10 protein-coding genes are annotated in these 13,505 nt (G+C 74.5%); 2 read left to right on the top strand and 8 right to left on the bottom strand.

Annotated features, from left to right (window positions below):
• Positions 1-240: 240 nt before the first annotated feature.
• Positions 241-1,083, bottom strand: coding sequence for a DUF1206 domain-containing protein (locus tag ACFYYR_RS05080; RefSeq protein ID WP_388847020.1), 843 nt, complete (start codon positions 1,081-1,083; stop codon positions 241-243).
• 225 nt (positions 1,084-1,308) lie between these two features.
• Between ACFYYR_RS05080 and ACFYYR_RS05075 the strand changes: the two genes are divergently transcribed.
• Both ACFYYR_RS05075 and ACFYYR_RS05070 read left to right on the top strand, forming a co-directional pair.
• Positions 1,309-1,947 (top strand): TetR family transcriptional regulator, encoded by a 639-nt coding sequence (locus ACFYYR_RS05075; RefSeq protein WP_388847018.1) that lies wholly within the window; start codon positions 1,309-1,311, stop codon positions 1,945-1,947.
• Complete coding sequence (locus tag ACFYYR_RS05070; RefSeq protein ID WP_388847016.1) at positions 1,944-3,176, top strand: MFS transporter; 1,233 nt, start codon at positions 1,944-1,946, stop codon at positions 3,174-3,176. Before ACFYYR_RS05075 ends, ACFYYR_RS05070 begins: the two co-directional genes overlap by 4 nt.
• On the opposite strand, the gene ACFYYR_RS05065 is transcribed toward ACFYYR_RS05070, so the two are convergent.
• The 7 genes from ACFYYR_RS05065 to ACFYYR_RS05035 all read right to left on the bottom strand — a co-directional run bounded on the left by ACFYYR_RS05065 (position 3,110) and on the right by ACFYYR_RS05035 (position 13,428).
• The gene (locus tag ACFYYR_RS05065; protein WP_388847014.1) at positions 3,110-4,000 is read right to left on the bottom strand and encodes an MOSC domain-containing protein; all 891 of its coding nucleotides are present in this window, start codon (positions 3,998-4,000) and stop codon (positions 3,110-3,112) included. The genes ACFYYR_RS05070 and ACFYYR_RS05065 overlap by 67 nt on opposite strands.
• Before the next feature lie 140 nt (positions 4,001-4,140).
• Complete coding sequence (locus ACFYYR_RS05060; protein ID WP_388847012.1) at positions 4,141-5,601, bottom strand: insulinase family protein; 1,461 nt, start codon at positions 5,599-5,601, stop codon at positions 4,141-4,143.
• Complete coding sequence (locus ACFYYR_RS05055) at positions 5,598-6,971, bottom strand: M16 family metallopeptidase (RefSeq protein WP_388847010.1); 1,374 nt, start codon at positions 6,969-6,971, stop codon at positions 5,598-5,600. Before ACFYYR_RS05055 ends, ACFYYR_RS05060 begins: the two co-directional genes overlap by 4 nt.
• Positions 6,959-7,744 carry a DUF5944 family protein gene (locus ACFYYR_RS05050; RefSeq protein ID WP_388847008.1) on the bottom strand — a complete coding sequence of 262 codons (786 nt, stop codon included), beginning with the start codon at positions 7,742-7,744 and terminating at the stop codon, positions 6,959-6,961. The genes ACFYYR_RS05055 and ACFYYR_RS05050 overlap by 13 nt, the downstream gene beginning before the upstream one ends.
• Positions 7,745-7,907: 163 nt before the next feature.
• Positions 7,908-10,049: a YcaO-like family protein gene (locus ACFYYR_RS05045; RefSeq protein ID WP_388847006.1), complete on the bottom strand. Its 2,142-nt coding sequence runs from the start codon at positions 10,047-10,049 to the stop codon at positions 7,908-7,910.
• Positions 10,046-12,358: a SagB family peptide dehydrogenase gene (locus ACFYYR_RS05040; protein WP_388847004.1), complete on the bottom strand. Its 2,313-nt coding sequence runs from the start codon at positions 12,356-12,358 to the stop codon at positions 10,046-10,048. Before ACFYYR_RS05040 ends, ACFYYR_RS05045 begins: the two co-directional genes overlap by 4 nt.
• 2 nt (positions 12,359-12,360) lie before the next feature.
• Positions 12,361-13,428 carry a hypothetical protein gene (locus ACFYYR_RS05035; protein ID WP_388847002.1) on the bottom strand — a complete coding sequence of 356 codons (1,068 nt, stop codon included), beginning with the start codon at positions 13,426-13,428 and terminating at the stop codon, positions 12,361-12,363.
• Between the last annotated feature and the right edge of the window lie 77 nt (positions 13,429-13,505).

The following is a 13,505-nucleotide window of genomic DNA, read 5'->3' as shown; positions in this document are numbered from 1 at the left end:
GCCTGGACCAGGGAACTCACAGGCCGTGGCGCGACCTTGTTGACCTGCCTGACATCCACCGCTGCGGACACCCGGCGTCGCACCGGCCGGCGAACCTGTGCGGTCGGAGCACCGGCGGCCCCGGACGAGAGATCCGAGGCCGAAGGGAACCATTGGCCTGGGGGAAGATCCCCCAGCCCGGCGGCTTGGTGAGTTGTACACCGGTCAGGGTGTTTCGAACCTGTGGCGCGGTGCCCCGAGTTACACCTTCCGCCACCGCGCCATGGCGAAGGAGAACACCCCGAACAGTGCCAAGCCCGCGGCGATCGCAGCGAGCAGCCATGGCCCCGCCGGGGTTTCGGAGAAGGTGCGGAGGGTGTCGTCGAGGCCCTTGGCCTCGTCCGGGTCGTACTGGGTTGCGGCCTGGACCGCGAAGGCGCCGGCGACGGCGAAGACCGCGCCGCGGGCGATGCCGCCGGAGACGCCGAGGACGTCGACGGCCTTCTTGGTGCGGCGGGACATCGCGGAGAGCTTCAGGTGCTTGTGGTACTTGCGCAGGATGGCGCGGATGGCGATCCAGAGGCCGGCTCCGGCGACGGCGAGGCCGCCGAGGGCCACCAGCCACTGGCCGGCGGGGAGTTCCATGGCGCGGGAGGTGATGTCCCGGGACTGCTGGTCGCTGGAGCCGCTGCCCTTCTCGCCTGCCGCGAAGGAGAGGACGGAGTAGGCGACGAAGGCGTAGAAGACGGCGCGGGCCGCTGACAGGAGGCGCTTGGAGGGCTTGTGGCCGTCCGGGCCGGCGGCGCCGAAGGCCGCCTCGGAGAGGCGCCAGAGGGCCATGCCCGCCAGGCCGATGCCCACGGCCCAGACGAGGAAGGCGCCGAAGGGCTGGGCGGCCAGTTCTTCCAGGGCGCCGCCGCGGTCCGCTTGTTCGCCGCTGTCGCCGAAGGCGATGCGCAGGGCGAGGAGACCGACCAGGAAGTAGATCACTCCGCGGGCCGCCAGTCCCCAGCGGGCGGCGGCCTCCACGGCGGAGCTGTTCGCCGCCTGCCGGGCCGTACGACGAGCCGTACGGCGGCCTCGTATCACCGACGCTGCGTTCACTGCCGCCTCCCCATCCCACCCACCCGGCGTGCCGTGCCGGGCACCGTGTGTTCCGCGTGTGCCCCGGTCGTGGTCGGAGAAACGGTGGCGGGGGAGGGGGCCCGATGGGGTGGTGACGGTGTGGGGAGGGGCCGCGTCCGGCCCGGGGGAGCTGGTGCGGGTGGGGTGTGACGGGGGTGGTGCGCCGTGCGTTGACGCATACGTGCGTGTATGTATGATAGCTGTATGCGTAGAACCGCCGAGGAAGCCGCACAGACCCGGGCCGCCCTGCTGGACGCGGCGCTTTTCGTCTTCGCCGAGCAAGGCCTGGCGTCGGCGCGGCTGGCGGATGTCGCACAGCGCGCCGGGCTGACGCGTGGCGCGCTCTATTACCACTTCGCGGACAAGTCCGCCCTGCACGCCGCCGTGATGGCCCACTCGTGGGAGACCGTCACCGAGCCGGTGTGGGGCATTCTCGGCTCGGACGCGCCGTTGGAGGAACGACTCCACAGCTTCCTCACCACGTGGTTGCGACGTCTGCGCCACGATGCCCGCTTCCGTGCGCTGCTGACCTTGACCCTGGACAGTTCGTACGACGCCGCGGGCCTGCCCGAAGGCCGGGCCGCCAAGGCCTCCGGCCTCGCCGAGTGGCAGCAGCAGCTCGAAGCTCTCTTCGGCGAGAAGCCGGCCGCCGCGGACGCGGGCGCGGATCACACGCGCCGCCCCGGCGCGGGCGAGGCCGCCGCGACAACCCCGGAGGGTGCCGCCGCGAGCCTGCTCGCCTGGTTGTGCGGCACCGCGCTGCTGGCCGCCACCGATCCGGAACTCCTTCCTCCGGACGACGCCACCGGCGTCGCCCCCGCTCTCAGAGGACTTCTGCCATGACTGAAATCCGCTCGGGGACTCGTCCCGGAGCCGCCGTCACGGTCACCGCACTGGCGCTCGGCGTCGACATGTTCCTGTACGGAAGCATCGTCCCGCTGCTGCCCGGACTGCCCGCCGTCGACGGTTCCCCGCTCATCGCCGGTGTGCTGTTCGCCGTCTACGCGGCGGCGCTGCTGGCCGCCACCCCGTTCGTCGGAGTGTGGGTGGACCGGCGCGGGCCGCGCGCCCCGATGCTCGCCGGCCTGTTAGGGCTGGCCGCCGCCACCGTGCTGTTCGCCTCCGCCGTGGAGATCGACGGCTCCTCCGGACTGGCGCTGCTGCTCCTGGCGCGTGCCGCGCAGGGCGTCGCGGCAGCCGCCTCCTGGACCTCCGGGCTCGCGCTCATCGCGGCCACCCACCAACCCGACCAGCGCGGCAAGGTGATGGGCTTCGCCCTCTCGGCCGTCGGCGTCGGTGTGCTGCTCGGCCCCGCCGTCAGCGGCGTGCTCAACGACGCCTGGGGCCCGCGCGCCCCGTTCCTCCTCATCGCGGCACTGGCCGCGGGCGACGCCGTGGCCCGGATCCTCCTCGTCAAGGAGACCCCCGCGGACGAGGTCCGCACCCCCTACCGGGTCGTGCTGCGCGGCCCCCGCGTCGCCCTGCTGATCGCGCTGACCGGGCTCGGCGCCGCGGCGATCGCCTTCCCCGAGCCCGTCCTGCCGCTGCACCTGCACGATCTCGGGCTCGGTACGACCGCCATCGGCCTCGTCTTCGCCGGCGCCGCACTGGGCGGCACCCTGGCCGCTCCGATCGCGGGCATGCTCACCGACCGGGCCGGAGCCGGCCGGATCGCCGCCGCGGGAGCGCTCGTCGCCGCCCTCGGCTTCTTCCTCGCCGGACGCGACTCCACGGTGTGGTCCGTGACCGGGCTGATCGTGGTCGGCTTCGGCGCCCAACTCGTCCTCGCCCCCACCCTGGTGCTCATCGGGGCGCTCGCCGAGCACACCGAGCCCGCCGCGTACGGCGCGGCGTACGCCCTCTACAACCTCGCCTACACCGGCGGGCTCGCGGTCGCCCCGGTGCTGGCCGGCGCCGGCGCGAAGGCGGCCGGTGTCCCGGCCACGACGCTCGTCGCCGGCGGGTTCGCGGTCGTGCTCGCGGCGGTGCTGATGTTCCGGCGGGATCAGCCCGCCACCGGCTCGACCGCATCGCCGGACCTCACCCGGCCGGGCTTCACCACGGACGCGTAGTAGCCCAGGTTGTGCCCGAAGCGGCGGTGGACCGTACGGAGCAGTTCACGGTCCACCGCCAGTCCCTGCTGCGGGCGCGAAATCATCACGCAGCGCGGGCAGGCCGCCTCGATGCGGACGGTCGCCTCGCCGATGCGCAGCTCCCGGCCGGTCCAGTCCTCGTCGGTCTCGGCGGGGCCGTCCACCACGAGGTTGGGGCGCAGCCGGCGGATGTCGACCGGGCCGCCGAGCGCGGCGCGGAGCGCCTCCAGGATGCCGGTGGTGAGGATGTGCAGCGGATACGCGTCGAAGTAGCTGCCCGGGATGGTCTGGAACTCCAAGACGGCGGGTGGGAGTTGCGAGAGATCGGGAATGTCCTCCAGCTCGGTGACCCCGAACAGGCCGGTCAGGTAGCCGTTCACGTCCTCCGGGTACACCCGCGTGTAGTGCTCCCGCTGGTCGGCCGGGACGCGGGGCCAGAGGGTGACATCGGCGTCCAGGTGTGCGCTGAGCGCGTCGTGGACGCCCGGGTCCGCGGACGTCACCGGCGCCGCGCCCGGGGCGCTGAGCTCGACGGGCGGTGACGGCTCACCCGGCACGGGTGGGCGCAGATACCGCACCCCGATGTCGAGCAGCGCGGGCAGCGACCGGGCGTCCGTGACACAGCCGCGCTTCTCATCGCGCACCGCCCAGCAGCGGTCGCCGGCAATGCCGTCGGTGGTGAGCTCGCAGTGGTCGAGACGTTCGCCCGCCATGCTCTTGACGGGGTAGCGCCAGATGTCCCGTACGGCGGGTGGTGCGGGGGCGGGGGTGGCCTGTGTTTCGGTGGCCTGGTGTGTCGTCATGGGTGTTCGTCTCCTGGGGTGTCCGTTCGCGTCGTCGGGTGGTCCGGGGCGTCCGGGGCGTCCGGGGCGTCCGGGCCGTCCGGGCCGTCCGGGCCGTTCGGATGGTTGTGCCGGGCCCGGTGGGGCGGCGTCCGTGGTTCTCAGGCGAGGAGGTACTGCTCGGCCGCCTGCTGTACCTGGTGGGCGGTGACCTGGAGGAGCCGGTACGGATAGCGGGTGCTCTCCGCCGGGGCCAGGCCGGCCACCTCGTAGCCGCAGAGGCGTTCGGTGATGCCGCGGGAGCTGCGCCCGGCCCGGTGGTACTGGATGACCAGCCGCTCCTTGGCGGACGCCAGCAGGTCATCGCTGAACTCCCCGTGGGCCAAGCCACTGATGACGGCTCGGGTGCCGGCCGCCACCTCGGGGAGCGTTTCCGGGGCGCAGCCGGCCGCGACCAGGCCGTAGCCGCCGTGTGCGAACTCCCGGCTGAACGCGGCGAGGGAGTAGGTCAACGCCCGTTCGGTGCGCAGGTGCTGGTCGAGGAGGCCGCCCCGGCCGCCGAGCAGGGCCCAGGCGAGGTGCACGGCCGGCTTGTCCGGGCTGCTCAGGGGCACGCCCGGGGTGCCGAGAAGGTGGTACGCCGACCCGGGACCCGCCGGGACGGAGACGGTCACCGGACGGGGCGTGGTGGCCGGGGCCGGTTCGCGGGTCTGGCGGGAAGCGGGAGTGGTGTGCGTGCCCGCCCCCGCGGCGGTGGGGTGGCGGGCACGTGCGGTGCCGGGGGTGGTGGGGTGGCTCGTCGGGGCGGTGTCGGTGGGGGATGTGCCGCGCGTGGGCATGATCGCGGGCGGTGGGGGAGTGCCGGTGTCCAGGGCCGCTGCCAGGCCGGTGTTCTCCACGGCCGCGACCAGGGCTTGCAGGACGGTGGGGTCCGCGTGGGAGGCGGCCAGGACGGGCCGGTCCGCGCGGAGGGTGGCGGAGAGTCGTCGTACGGAGTCCGGGCCGACGGCGGCGACGGCAGCGGCGCGTTCGTCGTGCCCGATGGCGTACGGGTGGTTCCCGCCGAACAGGGCGCGCCGGACACCGTCCGACCACCGGTCGTCCGCTGTGAGCCTGGCCAGGCACTCCGCCTTCGCCTCCTCGAAATCGGGCTCCGGATCCGGCCCTTGGCCCACTCCCTCGGCGAACCACTCCGGTACCGCGTGGAGCACCGGGCCGTCGGAGCGCACGCATTCCACGGTGACGCCGACGCAGTCGGCGGTGACCACCGGTTCGGCGCGTATCGCGGCCCCCGACCGCCGCGCGGCCCGTGCCACCGCACGGGCCCAGCAGGCGGCGATCAGCGGTGCCGCGACGGCGGCGGCGCGGTCTCCGGCCGTGGTGAGCGGCAGTGCGAGCGTGACCGCGGACAGCGTGCCGCCGTCGACCCGTCCGTCGATCACGACACCGCCGCCCCGCACCGGGATCCGCACCGGGACGGTGGCGGGGGCGGAAGCCGACGCGGACGCGGGCGTGGGTGCGGGATCGGGGGTGTCAACGGGCCGGGTGCCGGCGCGCGGGGGGTCAGGAGTGGCGTTCCTGTTCCTGACGGCACCGCTCGGCGTCCCGAGGTTCCGTGTCATCGGTCGTCCTTCCCCGCTGCCCCCGGCTCGACCTGCTGCAGCGCTTCGACGTGGCGTTCCCACTCCGCCAGCACCGCCGCCACCTCGGCCGCGGTCACGCGCTCCGGAGCGTCCGGTCCGTGGGGCCCCTCCGGGCCTTCCCTCCAGGCCCCGGGGCCGGTCTCGGCGGCGCGCGCGGCAAGCGTCTCCAGGTCGTCGAGCGCGCGGAGTTCGGGGATCAGCGCCTCGGTCCGCAGCCAGCGTTCCCCGTCCGCGGCGAGCAGCCGGGCCTGGGCGTCCCACAGTGCGGTGTGCAGTGCGCGCCGGGCGGCGTCCGCGTCCGGGGCGGAGACCATCACCCAGACGCAGGTCGTGCCGCGCAGCTCCAGCACCTGGAGATCGAGTCCGCCCGCCGCGCGGACGGCACGGCGGGCGAGTTCCTGACGGGCACGGTGGGCGGGATGCCGGCCCGCCCGGTGGACGAGGTCTTGGCGGGAGGGGAGCGTGGGGCCGTTGCGTGGGCGATCGACCGCGAACGCGAGCCCCACCGCCCGGCTCCCGCCCCGTGGTCGGGTGTGGTTCGCCGTCGTGGACCGTACTGCCGCGCCGGAAGCCCCACGTCTGTCGGGAGCCCCACGCCTGTCGGGAGCGCTGGGCCGACCGGAAGCGCCGGGCCGCGACGCCCCGGCGCCCTCAGACGCCAGTTCGACGCAGACACCGTGCGACACGGGCCGGGCGTCGTGCCTGGGGGAACGGATCAGCCGGGGCGGCAGCCCTTGTCCGGCGGCCGGCTCTCCGGGCGGCCCCGCCGTGGCCGCCCCCATCTCCGACGCGCCGTCGGTGACGAGGACCGCCGTGGCGTCGGACGGCCGGTACCAGGACGCGTGGAAGGAGCGCACCGCGTCCGGGGTGAGTGCGTCCAGCACCGTCCGGTCCCCCAGGGGGGAGTGCGCGTACGAGGTGCCCGGCCACAGCGCGGCGAGCAGCGCCTCCTGGAGGCGCCAGCGGAGGTCCGCGGTGCGCTGCGCCGTCTCCCGGCGGATGGCCGCCAGTTCCGCGGCGAGCACGGCCGGCTCCACGGTCAGGGTGTCGAAGGCCGCGGCGAGGGCCGCGACCGCGGCGGGGGCGTCGGGGCGGCGGACCAGTACCGCGTAGCTCGTCCCTTCCCGGCCGGTCCGGGCGCCGACCAGGGCGCCGTTCCCGACCCGGCCGCCGCCCATCGCGCAGCGCACCACCAGGTGTTCCACGACATGGGCCAGCCCGCGTTCGCCGGGCGGCTCGTCGGCGCTGCCCACCGCCACGTGCAGCCGGAAGGCCGCGAGCGGGGCGCCCGGACGGTCCACCGTGATCAGGGCGGGCCCTCCGGTGGGCGGGCGGCTCAGGACGGGCATGCGGCGGCCGGGTCGGCGGGGGTGAGGGTCACCAGGGTCTGGGCCAGCAGCCGGCCCTTCTCGTCGATCGCGATCACGACCCAGTCGCCGGGGGCCAGCAAGGCGTTGTCGTCCAGCGGCATGTCGTAGCGGGCCACCGGATCCTCGGGGGTGCAGATCAGCTCCCGGGTGTGCACGAGCCCGGCGGCTTCCCAGGCCAGGCTGATCTTCTCCGGCCCCTCCAGGCCGTCGAGGCCCACGGACCAGCGCGCCACCCGCCGCCCGGCGTCGTCGCGGACCGTGTCCAGCGCGGCGCGGCCGAGGCGGAGTGGTGAGACGTACTGCTCGGTGAAGGCGTACGGCACATACCGTCCGTTCCGGTCGAAGACGACGGCGTGCGCGGCGACCAGCCGGTTCTCGGCGTCGTAGACGGAGGCGTGACAGTAGTCCCGCTGCTGTCCCTCGGGGAGCAGGACCAGCAGTTCCGTGGTGGCGGCCGGCCGGTCGGGGGAGAGTGCGTGCATCCGCAGGCGGCACTCCTCCCGGTCCACGAAGAAGAACTTGTGCGTCAGCACCGTGTCCTCGGCCGGGCGGGGGACGGTGCTGGTGAACCTCAGCTTCACCCCGCCCTCCAGCGCCGTCACGCCGATCTCGCACGCGACCGGGTCGTGATCCGGGGGCAGTTGACGGCTCGCCATCCGCTGGGCGAAGACGGCGGCGATGTCGGAGGTGTGCGCGAAGTCCTCGTTGCGGACCACGGACATCGCGGGGGTGACGGTGAACGATGCGGACATCACGGCTCCTTCACGGGCGGGTGCTTCTGCGGTGCGGCGGGGGTGCGGTGGGTGCTGCGCCTGTGGTGGTACGGGGCGCGGGGACCGGCGGGTGGGCCGGGCGACGCGACGGGCCGGGCCGGTCCCCCGGAGAGCGCGAGGGGACGAACCGGTCCCCCAACCCTCAAGGCAGCGGATGCGGATAGGGATTGTCCGGCGCGGAGCCGAAGCCGAGCCGGGCCGCGACCTCGTGCAGCCTGCGCCCGCCGAGCATCCGGCAGCCGTGGATGCCCGCCAGGTGCTGGAGCCCGGGCACCAGGACGCGGACGACGTGCACCCCGAGCCTGCGGGTGTCGGGAGTCGTCAGGTCCACGGCGTACACCGGGTGCCCGGCGGCGGTCAGTTCCTCGACGAGCCCGTCCAGCGGGTCCGCGGGAGCCCCGGCCTCGTCGTACGGCGGGCGCTGCGGGCGGGTGCAGGGGGCCGGCAACGTCGGGTGCACCAGATATCCGGCCTTCTCACGCAGCTCGGGGAACTTCGTGTACAGCACGGCGTGCTTGTTGAAGTCGTCCACGTCCGAGAAGTCCTCGGCCGGCTCCGTCCAGTCCTTGTACTGCCGCAGCAGCCGGCGCACATAGGTGAGCCCCTGGGCCGCCTCCAGGAACGCCTTCTCCACCGCCTTGACGGGAGAGGGGCGGCAGGCGCTGCCGAACGACATGATGTGGTCGGCCCCGCTGCCGTGTTCCATCACCGCGACCACGCAGGAGGGCGCCAGGTCCAGCGACAGGTCGTAGAACCGCACCCGCCACGACGCCGAGCGTTCGATCAGGTACGACACCCGGGAGGAGGCCGCGACCACCTCGGGGGCGACCGGCCGCGGGGGCAGCCGGTGCAGCCAGGACACGGCCAGGGCGTCGCGTTCGACGATCTCGCAGAGACCGCCGAGGACGGCCTGCCGGTACGACGGGCCGGCGGCCAGGCCGGTCGAGATGGAGGGGGCGATGGCGCTCTCTCCCGGCGCCCGCCGGTAGTGCATGTGGACCTGGGAGGACGGCACGCGCACGGTGGCGCCGGTCGCCAGATCGGTGGCCTGCGTCCAGCGGACCGGGGTGTCCGCGTCGAAGGGCTCGAACGGGAAGCCGGGCTCGGCGTACTGGTCCTTGGCGAACAGCGCGAACCGGTGCGGCTCGACGGCCGGTTCGTCCAGCTCCGACCAGGCCGCCAGCCGCAGCCGGTCCGGGCGGTAGAACCCGGCGGCGTAGCGCTCCAGCGATTCGCCGAGCGTGGCGTCGATCGCCTCGCCCTTGGAGAAGCCCGCACCGCCGTTGCGGGTGACCCGCATCGGGGGCTTGATGAGGGAGAGGTCGGCGGAGGTGCTGCCGCTGAGGTAGACGGGCGGTCCGCTCTCGGCGCGCCGCACATTGGCGGCGTGCACGATGCCGACCCGGTCGTCCTCGGCGTCCCGGAGCGTGCCGGTGACGGTGGTGTCGTCGGCCGGACCCCCCTTGCACACGGGGCAGTTGGGCACGACGGAGAGGTGGCGTTCGACGCGGTCGGGGCTGGTGGGGTCGCGCCACAGCAGGGTGTCGGCGCTCCGGTCGGGGGTGCCACCCGTGCCACCCGTCCCGGCCGTGACCGCCCAGCCGGCGATCCGGCTGCCCGCGGTCCCGGCGAGGCGGGCCGACGCCCAGGACGGCACGGTGTGCTCGTACGGCCGGCCGTCGGTGTCCGCGAGATGGCTCATGTAGGCCCGCCAGGTGGGGCCGTGCACCGAGTGGGAGCTGACGCGGATGCGCAGGCACTCGTAACAGGCGACTCCCCGCCCCGGGGTCCACAGCGGTCCCACGAAGGTCACGGTCGCGCCGGCCGCGCCGTACACCAGGTGGGGCACGCCGGTGCGGACACAGAGTGCGGCGGCCCGGGCCGGCCGGGGGTCGAAGAGGGACGCGGTGGCGATGACGACCAGCGAGGGCCGGGGGCCGTCCGGCGGGTCCACGAGCGGCTCCGGGCCGCTGTCCGGGGCGGCGGTGCGGACGGTGGTGCCCGGGGTGCCCTCGGCGACCACGGCGAGCTGCCGGGTCAGTTCGGGCGGTCCGAGGATCACCACGCTGCCGGCCGCCGGACTGTCGGATTCCGGACCGGCCGGCCCGGGGGAACCGGAGGCCGAAGCGGAGTCCTGCCTCGCGAGTCGTTCGGCGAGCCGGAGCAGGCCGGTGCCCTTGATCCGGCGGACCTCGGAGGCGGTTTCCACGAAGCCGTTCTCGTCGTCCAGCGGGTGGACGCGCATGCTCTCGGCCGGCGGGGCCGAGGTGTTGATGTCCGTCATCTGGCCTCCTCGGGCCCGCGACCGGGCCCCTCGGGCGGGAGCGGGGGCCGGGGCGCCGCGGGTGCGGTCCCGGCCGGGGTGTCGGTGCGGGGCAGGGCGTCCGGGGCCGTGGCGGTGCGCTGCGGGGCGTCCGTGGCCGTGCGGGTGCGGACGGCGGCGGACGGTTCCGTGGCGGTCCCGTCGGGGGAGTCCGCGGACGTTCCGGTGGCCGTCCTTCCGGGTGGGCCGGCGGACGGTTCCGTGGTCGTCCCGGCAGGGGCCACGGCGGACGTGCCCGTGCCCGCGGTGCCCTTCGGCGGTGCGGCGGCGCGGGGCCCCAGCAGGGTCAGATACAGCACCGCGTCGTCGACGCCGTCCACGCCCACCAGATCGTTGAAGTAGTCGTCGACGAAGGCGATCATCGGGTGGGCGACGAGGCCCAGCGCGGTGGCGGTGAGGACCACGCTCTGCGCGAGGTGGCCGCAGTCGAGCAGGACGGTGCGGTAGCCGCGCTCCCGGTACTTCCACTGGTTGCGGCGGAAGGCCCCGGTGTAGATGACCATTGCGGCGGCTTCGTCCGCGCGGTCCTGATAGCCGGTCTGCGCGGTGACGTCGGCCCAGCCGCGGTCGGCCCGGACCAGCTGCAGCTCCCGGCGCCCGGGGTGCAGGTAGTACAGGCCGGGTTCGATCCCGGTGACCCGGTTGACCAGCAGGAACAGGTCGCACGAGTAGAGCCCGCCCGCCGACGGCGTCGCGCGCAGCGGCAGCCTGACGTCGCCGCCGGCCAGCCCGCTGCCGGTGGTGCCGTACGAGAGGTTCAGCAGGTGGGCCAGTTGGTCGCGGGTCAGGGAGCCGCCGCCCATGGGCGCCCAGGAACGGCGGCGGCGCACGCAGTCCTCGAGGGGCGCGAGGGCGGGCGGACCGTCGGTGCCGAGGCCGTGGACGCGGGCGCTGTCGCGGAAGTCGCGGTAGGCGCGGCCGATGAGGCGGCGGGCCGCGGGTGCCATGTCGTTCACGTCCACGGCCGGCAGGGTGCCGAAGGCGGTCCGCATCTTGGAGTTCTCGTGGAAGATCCGGCTGAGGCGCACCTCGTCGGGCTCGTAGGTGAGGGAGAGCTGACGAGGGGCGCGCAGTCCGCGCGGCACCGGGGGACGTCGGGGGCCTGAGACGGTTCCGGGGGCGGCCTGTTCGGACGGTGCGGCCGTCGCGTCGGTGGTGCATTCGGATGGTGCGGCCGTTCCGTCGGTAGTGCGTTCGGACGGTGCGGCCGTCGCGTCAGTGGTGCGTTCGGACGGTGCGGCTGTCCCCCCGGCGGTCTGTCCGGACGCTGCGGGCGTTCCCTCAGCTGTCTCGGCTGCCATCGGGGTGATGCGGCAGGCCACCACGACCGTTCCGGCGTCCGGCGGGCTCAGGGTGCGCACCCGCACGCGGAGGCCGTTCTTCTCCAGGGCGGCGCGCAGCAGGTCCGGTTCGGCGCCGGGGGCGAGGCCCGGGGCGTCCGCCCGGACGGTGTTCCCGGTGAGGTCCCGGTCGACGGGAGCCGTGCCCCGGTGGGCCGTTGAGGTCTCCGGTACGGGCTCCTGCGCGGCGGAGTGTTCCCCCGACGCGCCCTGCTCCAGCCCGGCGAGGACGAACGCGCGCAGGACCGCGTGCACGGCCCGCCGGGCGCCGCGCCCGAGGTCGAGGTCGCAGACCGTCGCCTCCAGCGGACGGTCCAGCCGGTCCAGGTGCAGCCGGGCGCCGATGACCGGGACGGACGCCGACTCGCCCAGCAGCCGGCACTCGATACGGGCGCCGGTGCCGCGCAGCGCGCTGTCCGCCGCCTCGCACCCGGTGATCGGGACGCCCTGCGCTCGGCCTTCCGCTCCGCCGTCCGGTCCGGTGCCCGACCCGGTGCGGACGGCGGTGGCGTCGTCCAGGTGACGGTGGGCGAGTGCGGCGTAGACGGCGTCGGCGACGGCTTCGTCCTGGGTGGCTCCGGCGCCGGTGGTGGCGTCGACGCCGGCCCGGTCGAGCTTCAACGCGGCGGCTGCTGCTGCCAGTTGGAGTACCGCACCCGCGCGGTCCCCGGCCACCGCGACATCGAGCACCGGAATGTCGGCGGCACCGAGATCCAGGTCCTCGCGGCGGTGGGCCGCGGGCACGAGCGCGGCGGCGTGGGCGCGGACGTACAGCGGGAGCGGCAGCGGCCGCACGGCGTAGCCCTGGGCCGTGACGGCCGCCTCGGCGTGTGCGGCGCGGACGCCGGTGCTGCGGCCCGTGCGCGGGTCCGTGAGCAGGTCGGAGCGGAGGTGGAGGCCGCTGCGGAGGCCGGTGCGGAGGTCCGTCATGGTCAGAACTCCAGCCATTCCTGGGCGACCGGTCCGGCGGTCGCGCAGCACGCGCAGTAGGGGTCCCGCCAGGCCCGTACGGAGGTCTGCTCGCAGCCGACGGGGTCGAGGGTGACGATCCGTCCCCACGGGTGCTCGGCGCCCATCGGCATGAAGGCGCGCAGGGTGAGCTGTGCGGTGAGCCCTGCCGCCCAGACCAGGCAGCCGGGCTGGAGGGACGGCCAGCTGTCGTGGGCGACGGCCGGCGTCGTGGCCCGCCGCGGTGAGTCGTCCGCGGTGGCGCCGTCACGGGCGAGACCGTCGGCAACCGCGCTGACGCCGGTGTCCGGAAGGGAGGCCTCGTACGGTGCGGTGCACCGGGGGCACGCCGACTCGCCCGGCATCGTCCACGGGCCGAGTCTGACCTGCTCCGGGGTGACCAGCACGGGGAGGAACGGGCGGCGGTCCGCGCAGAGTTGGTGTGCGGCCTGGTCCAGGGCGGCCTCGTCGGCGAGGGAGACCACGATGGTGAGACCGTCCGGTGCGGTGTTCCCGGTGCGGCCGGCCGCACCGGACGCGGCGGAGACCTCGGCCGCACCGGCCGCACCGGACGCCGGGTCCGGGGCCTCCGCCGCGTCCCGGACCCGGAGCCCCTGCCGCCGCAGTGCCTCCCCGAGGACGTCGGTCACCCGGGACGGGCCGGTGAGCGTGATGTCCCGGCGGACCGAGGCGAAGACCGCGTCGGGGGACGAGGTCCGGCGGGATATGAAGGAGTAGAGCCGGAGTTCCGCCTTCGAGCCGATGGTCTCCCGCGGCCTCAGCAGGACGCCCATGGCGGCGAGATTCTTCATGTGCGGCCGCAGCCGTTCGGCCTCGTCCGCGGTCAGCTGTTCCCGGACCGGGGCGGTGCGGTTGAGTTTCGGCACCACTTCGGTGAGCAAGTGCCGCAGTGTCTCCCCGCTTTCCCCCTTGGCCTCCACGACGAACTTCCGGGCACCCGCGATGATTTCGAAGCGGGAATTCCCGAGCGTTGTCAGCTCCACATCGGTCGCGCCGACGACGACATCCCCTGCTGCGTCCCATGTATTCACAATTATCAACCTAACGGCGATTCTTCGGCGGTCCGATACCGATTCCCGTAGTACGGAACTACGGTTTTCATCAGGCT

The organism is Streptomyces sp. NPDC001922 (assembly GCF_042891165.1).
Classification (GTDB): Bacteria; Actinomycetota; Actinomycetes; order Streptomycetales; family Streptomycetaceae; genus Streptomyces.
Note: the sequence above shows the minus strand (reverse complement) of the source record. Positions and strands in the feature narration are given on the sequence as shown.

What these genes read in the sequence shown, in the direction of transcription:
- ACFYYR_RS05075 (WP_388847018.1), top strand. Translation starts at nt 1,309, where the DNA reads ATGCGTAGAACCGCCGAGGAAGCCGCACAGACCCGGGCCGCCCTGCTG.
- ACFYYR_RS05070 (WP_388847016.1), top strand. Translation starts at nt 1,944, where the DNA reads ATGACTGAAATCCGCTCGGGGACTCGTCCCGGAGCCGCCGTCACGGTC.
- ACFYYR_RS05065 (WP_388847014.1), bottom strand. Translation starts at nt 4,000, where the DNA reads ATGACGACACACCAGGCCACCGAAACACAGGCCACCCCCGCCCCCGCA.
- ACFYYR_RS05060 (WP_388847012.1), bottom strand. Translation starts at nt 5,601, where the DNA reads ATGACACGGAACCTCGGGACGCCGAGCGGTGCCGTCAGGAACAGGAAC.
- ACFYYR_RS05055 (WP_388847010.1), bottom strand. Translation starts at nt 6,971, where the DNA reads ATGCCCGTCCTGAGCCGCCCGCCCACCGGAGGGCCCGCCCTGATCACG.
- ACFYYR_RS05050 (WP_388847008.1), bottom strand. Translation starts at nt 7,744, where the DNA reads ATGTCCGCATCGTTCACCGTCACCCCCGCGATGTCCGTGGTCCGCAAC.
- ACFYYR_RS05045 (WP_388847006.1), bottom strand. Translation starts at nt 10,049, where the DNA reads ATGACGGACATCAACACCTCGGCCCCGCCGGCCGAGAGCATGCGCGTC.
- ACFYYR_RS05040 (WP_388847004.1), bottom strand. Translation starts at nt 12,358, where the DNA reads ATGACGGACCTCCGCACCGGCCTCCGCAGCGGCCTCCACCTCCGCTCC.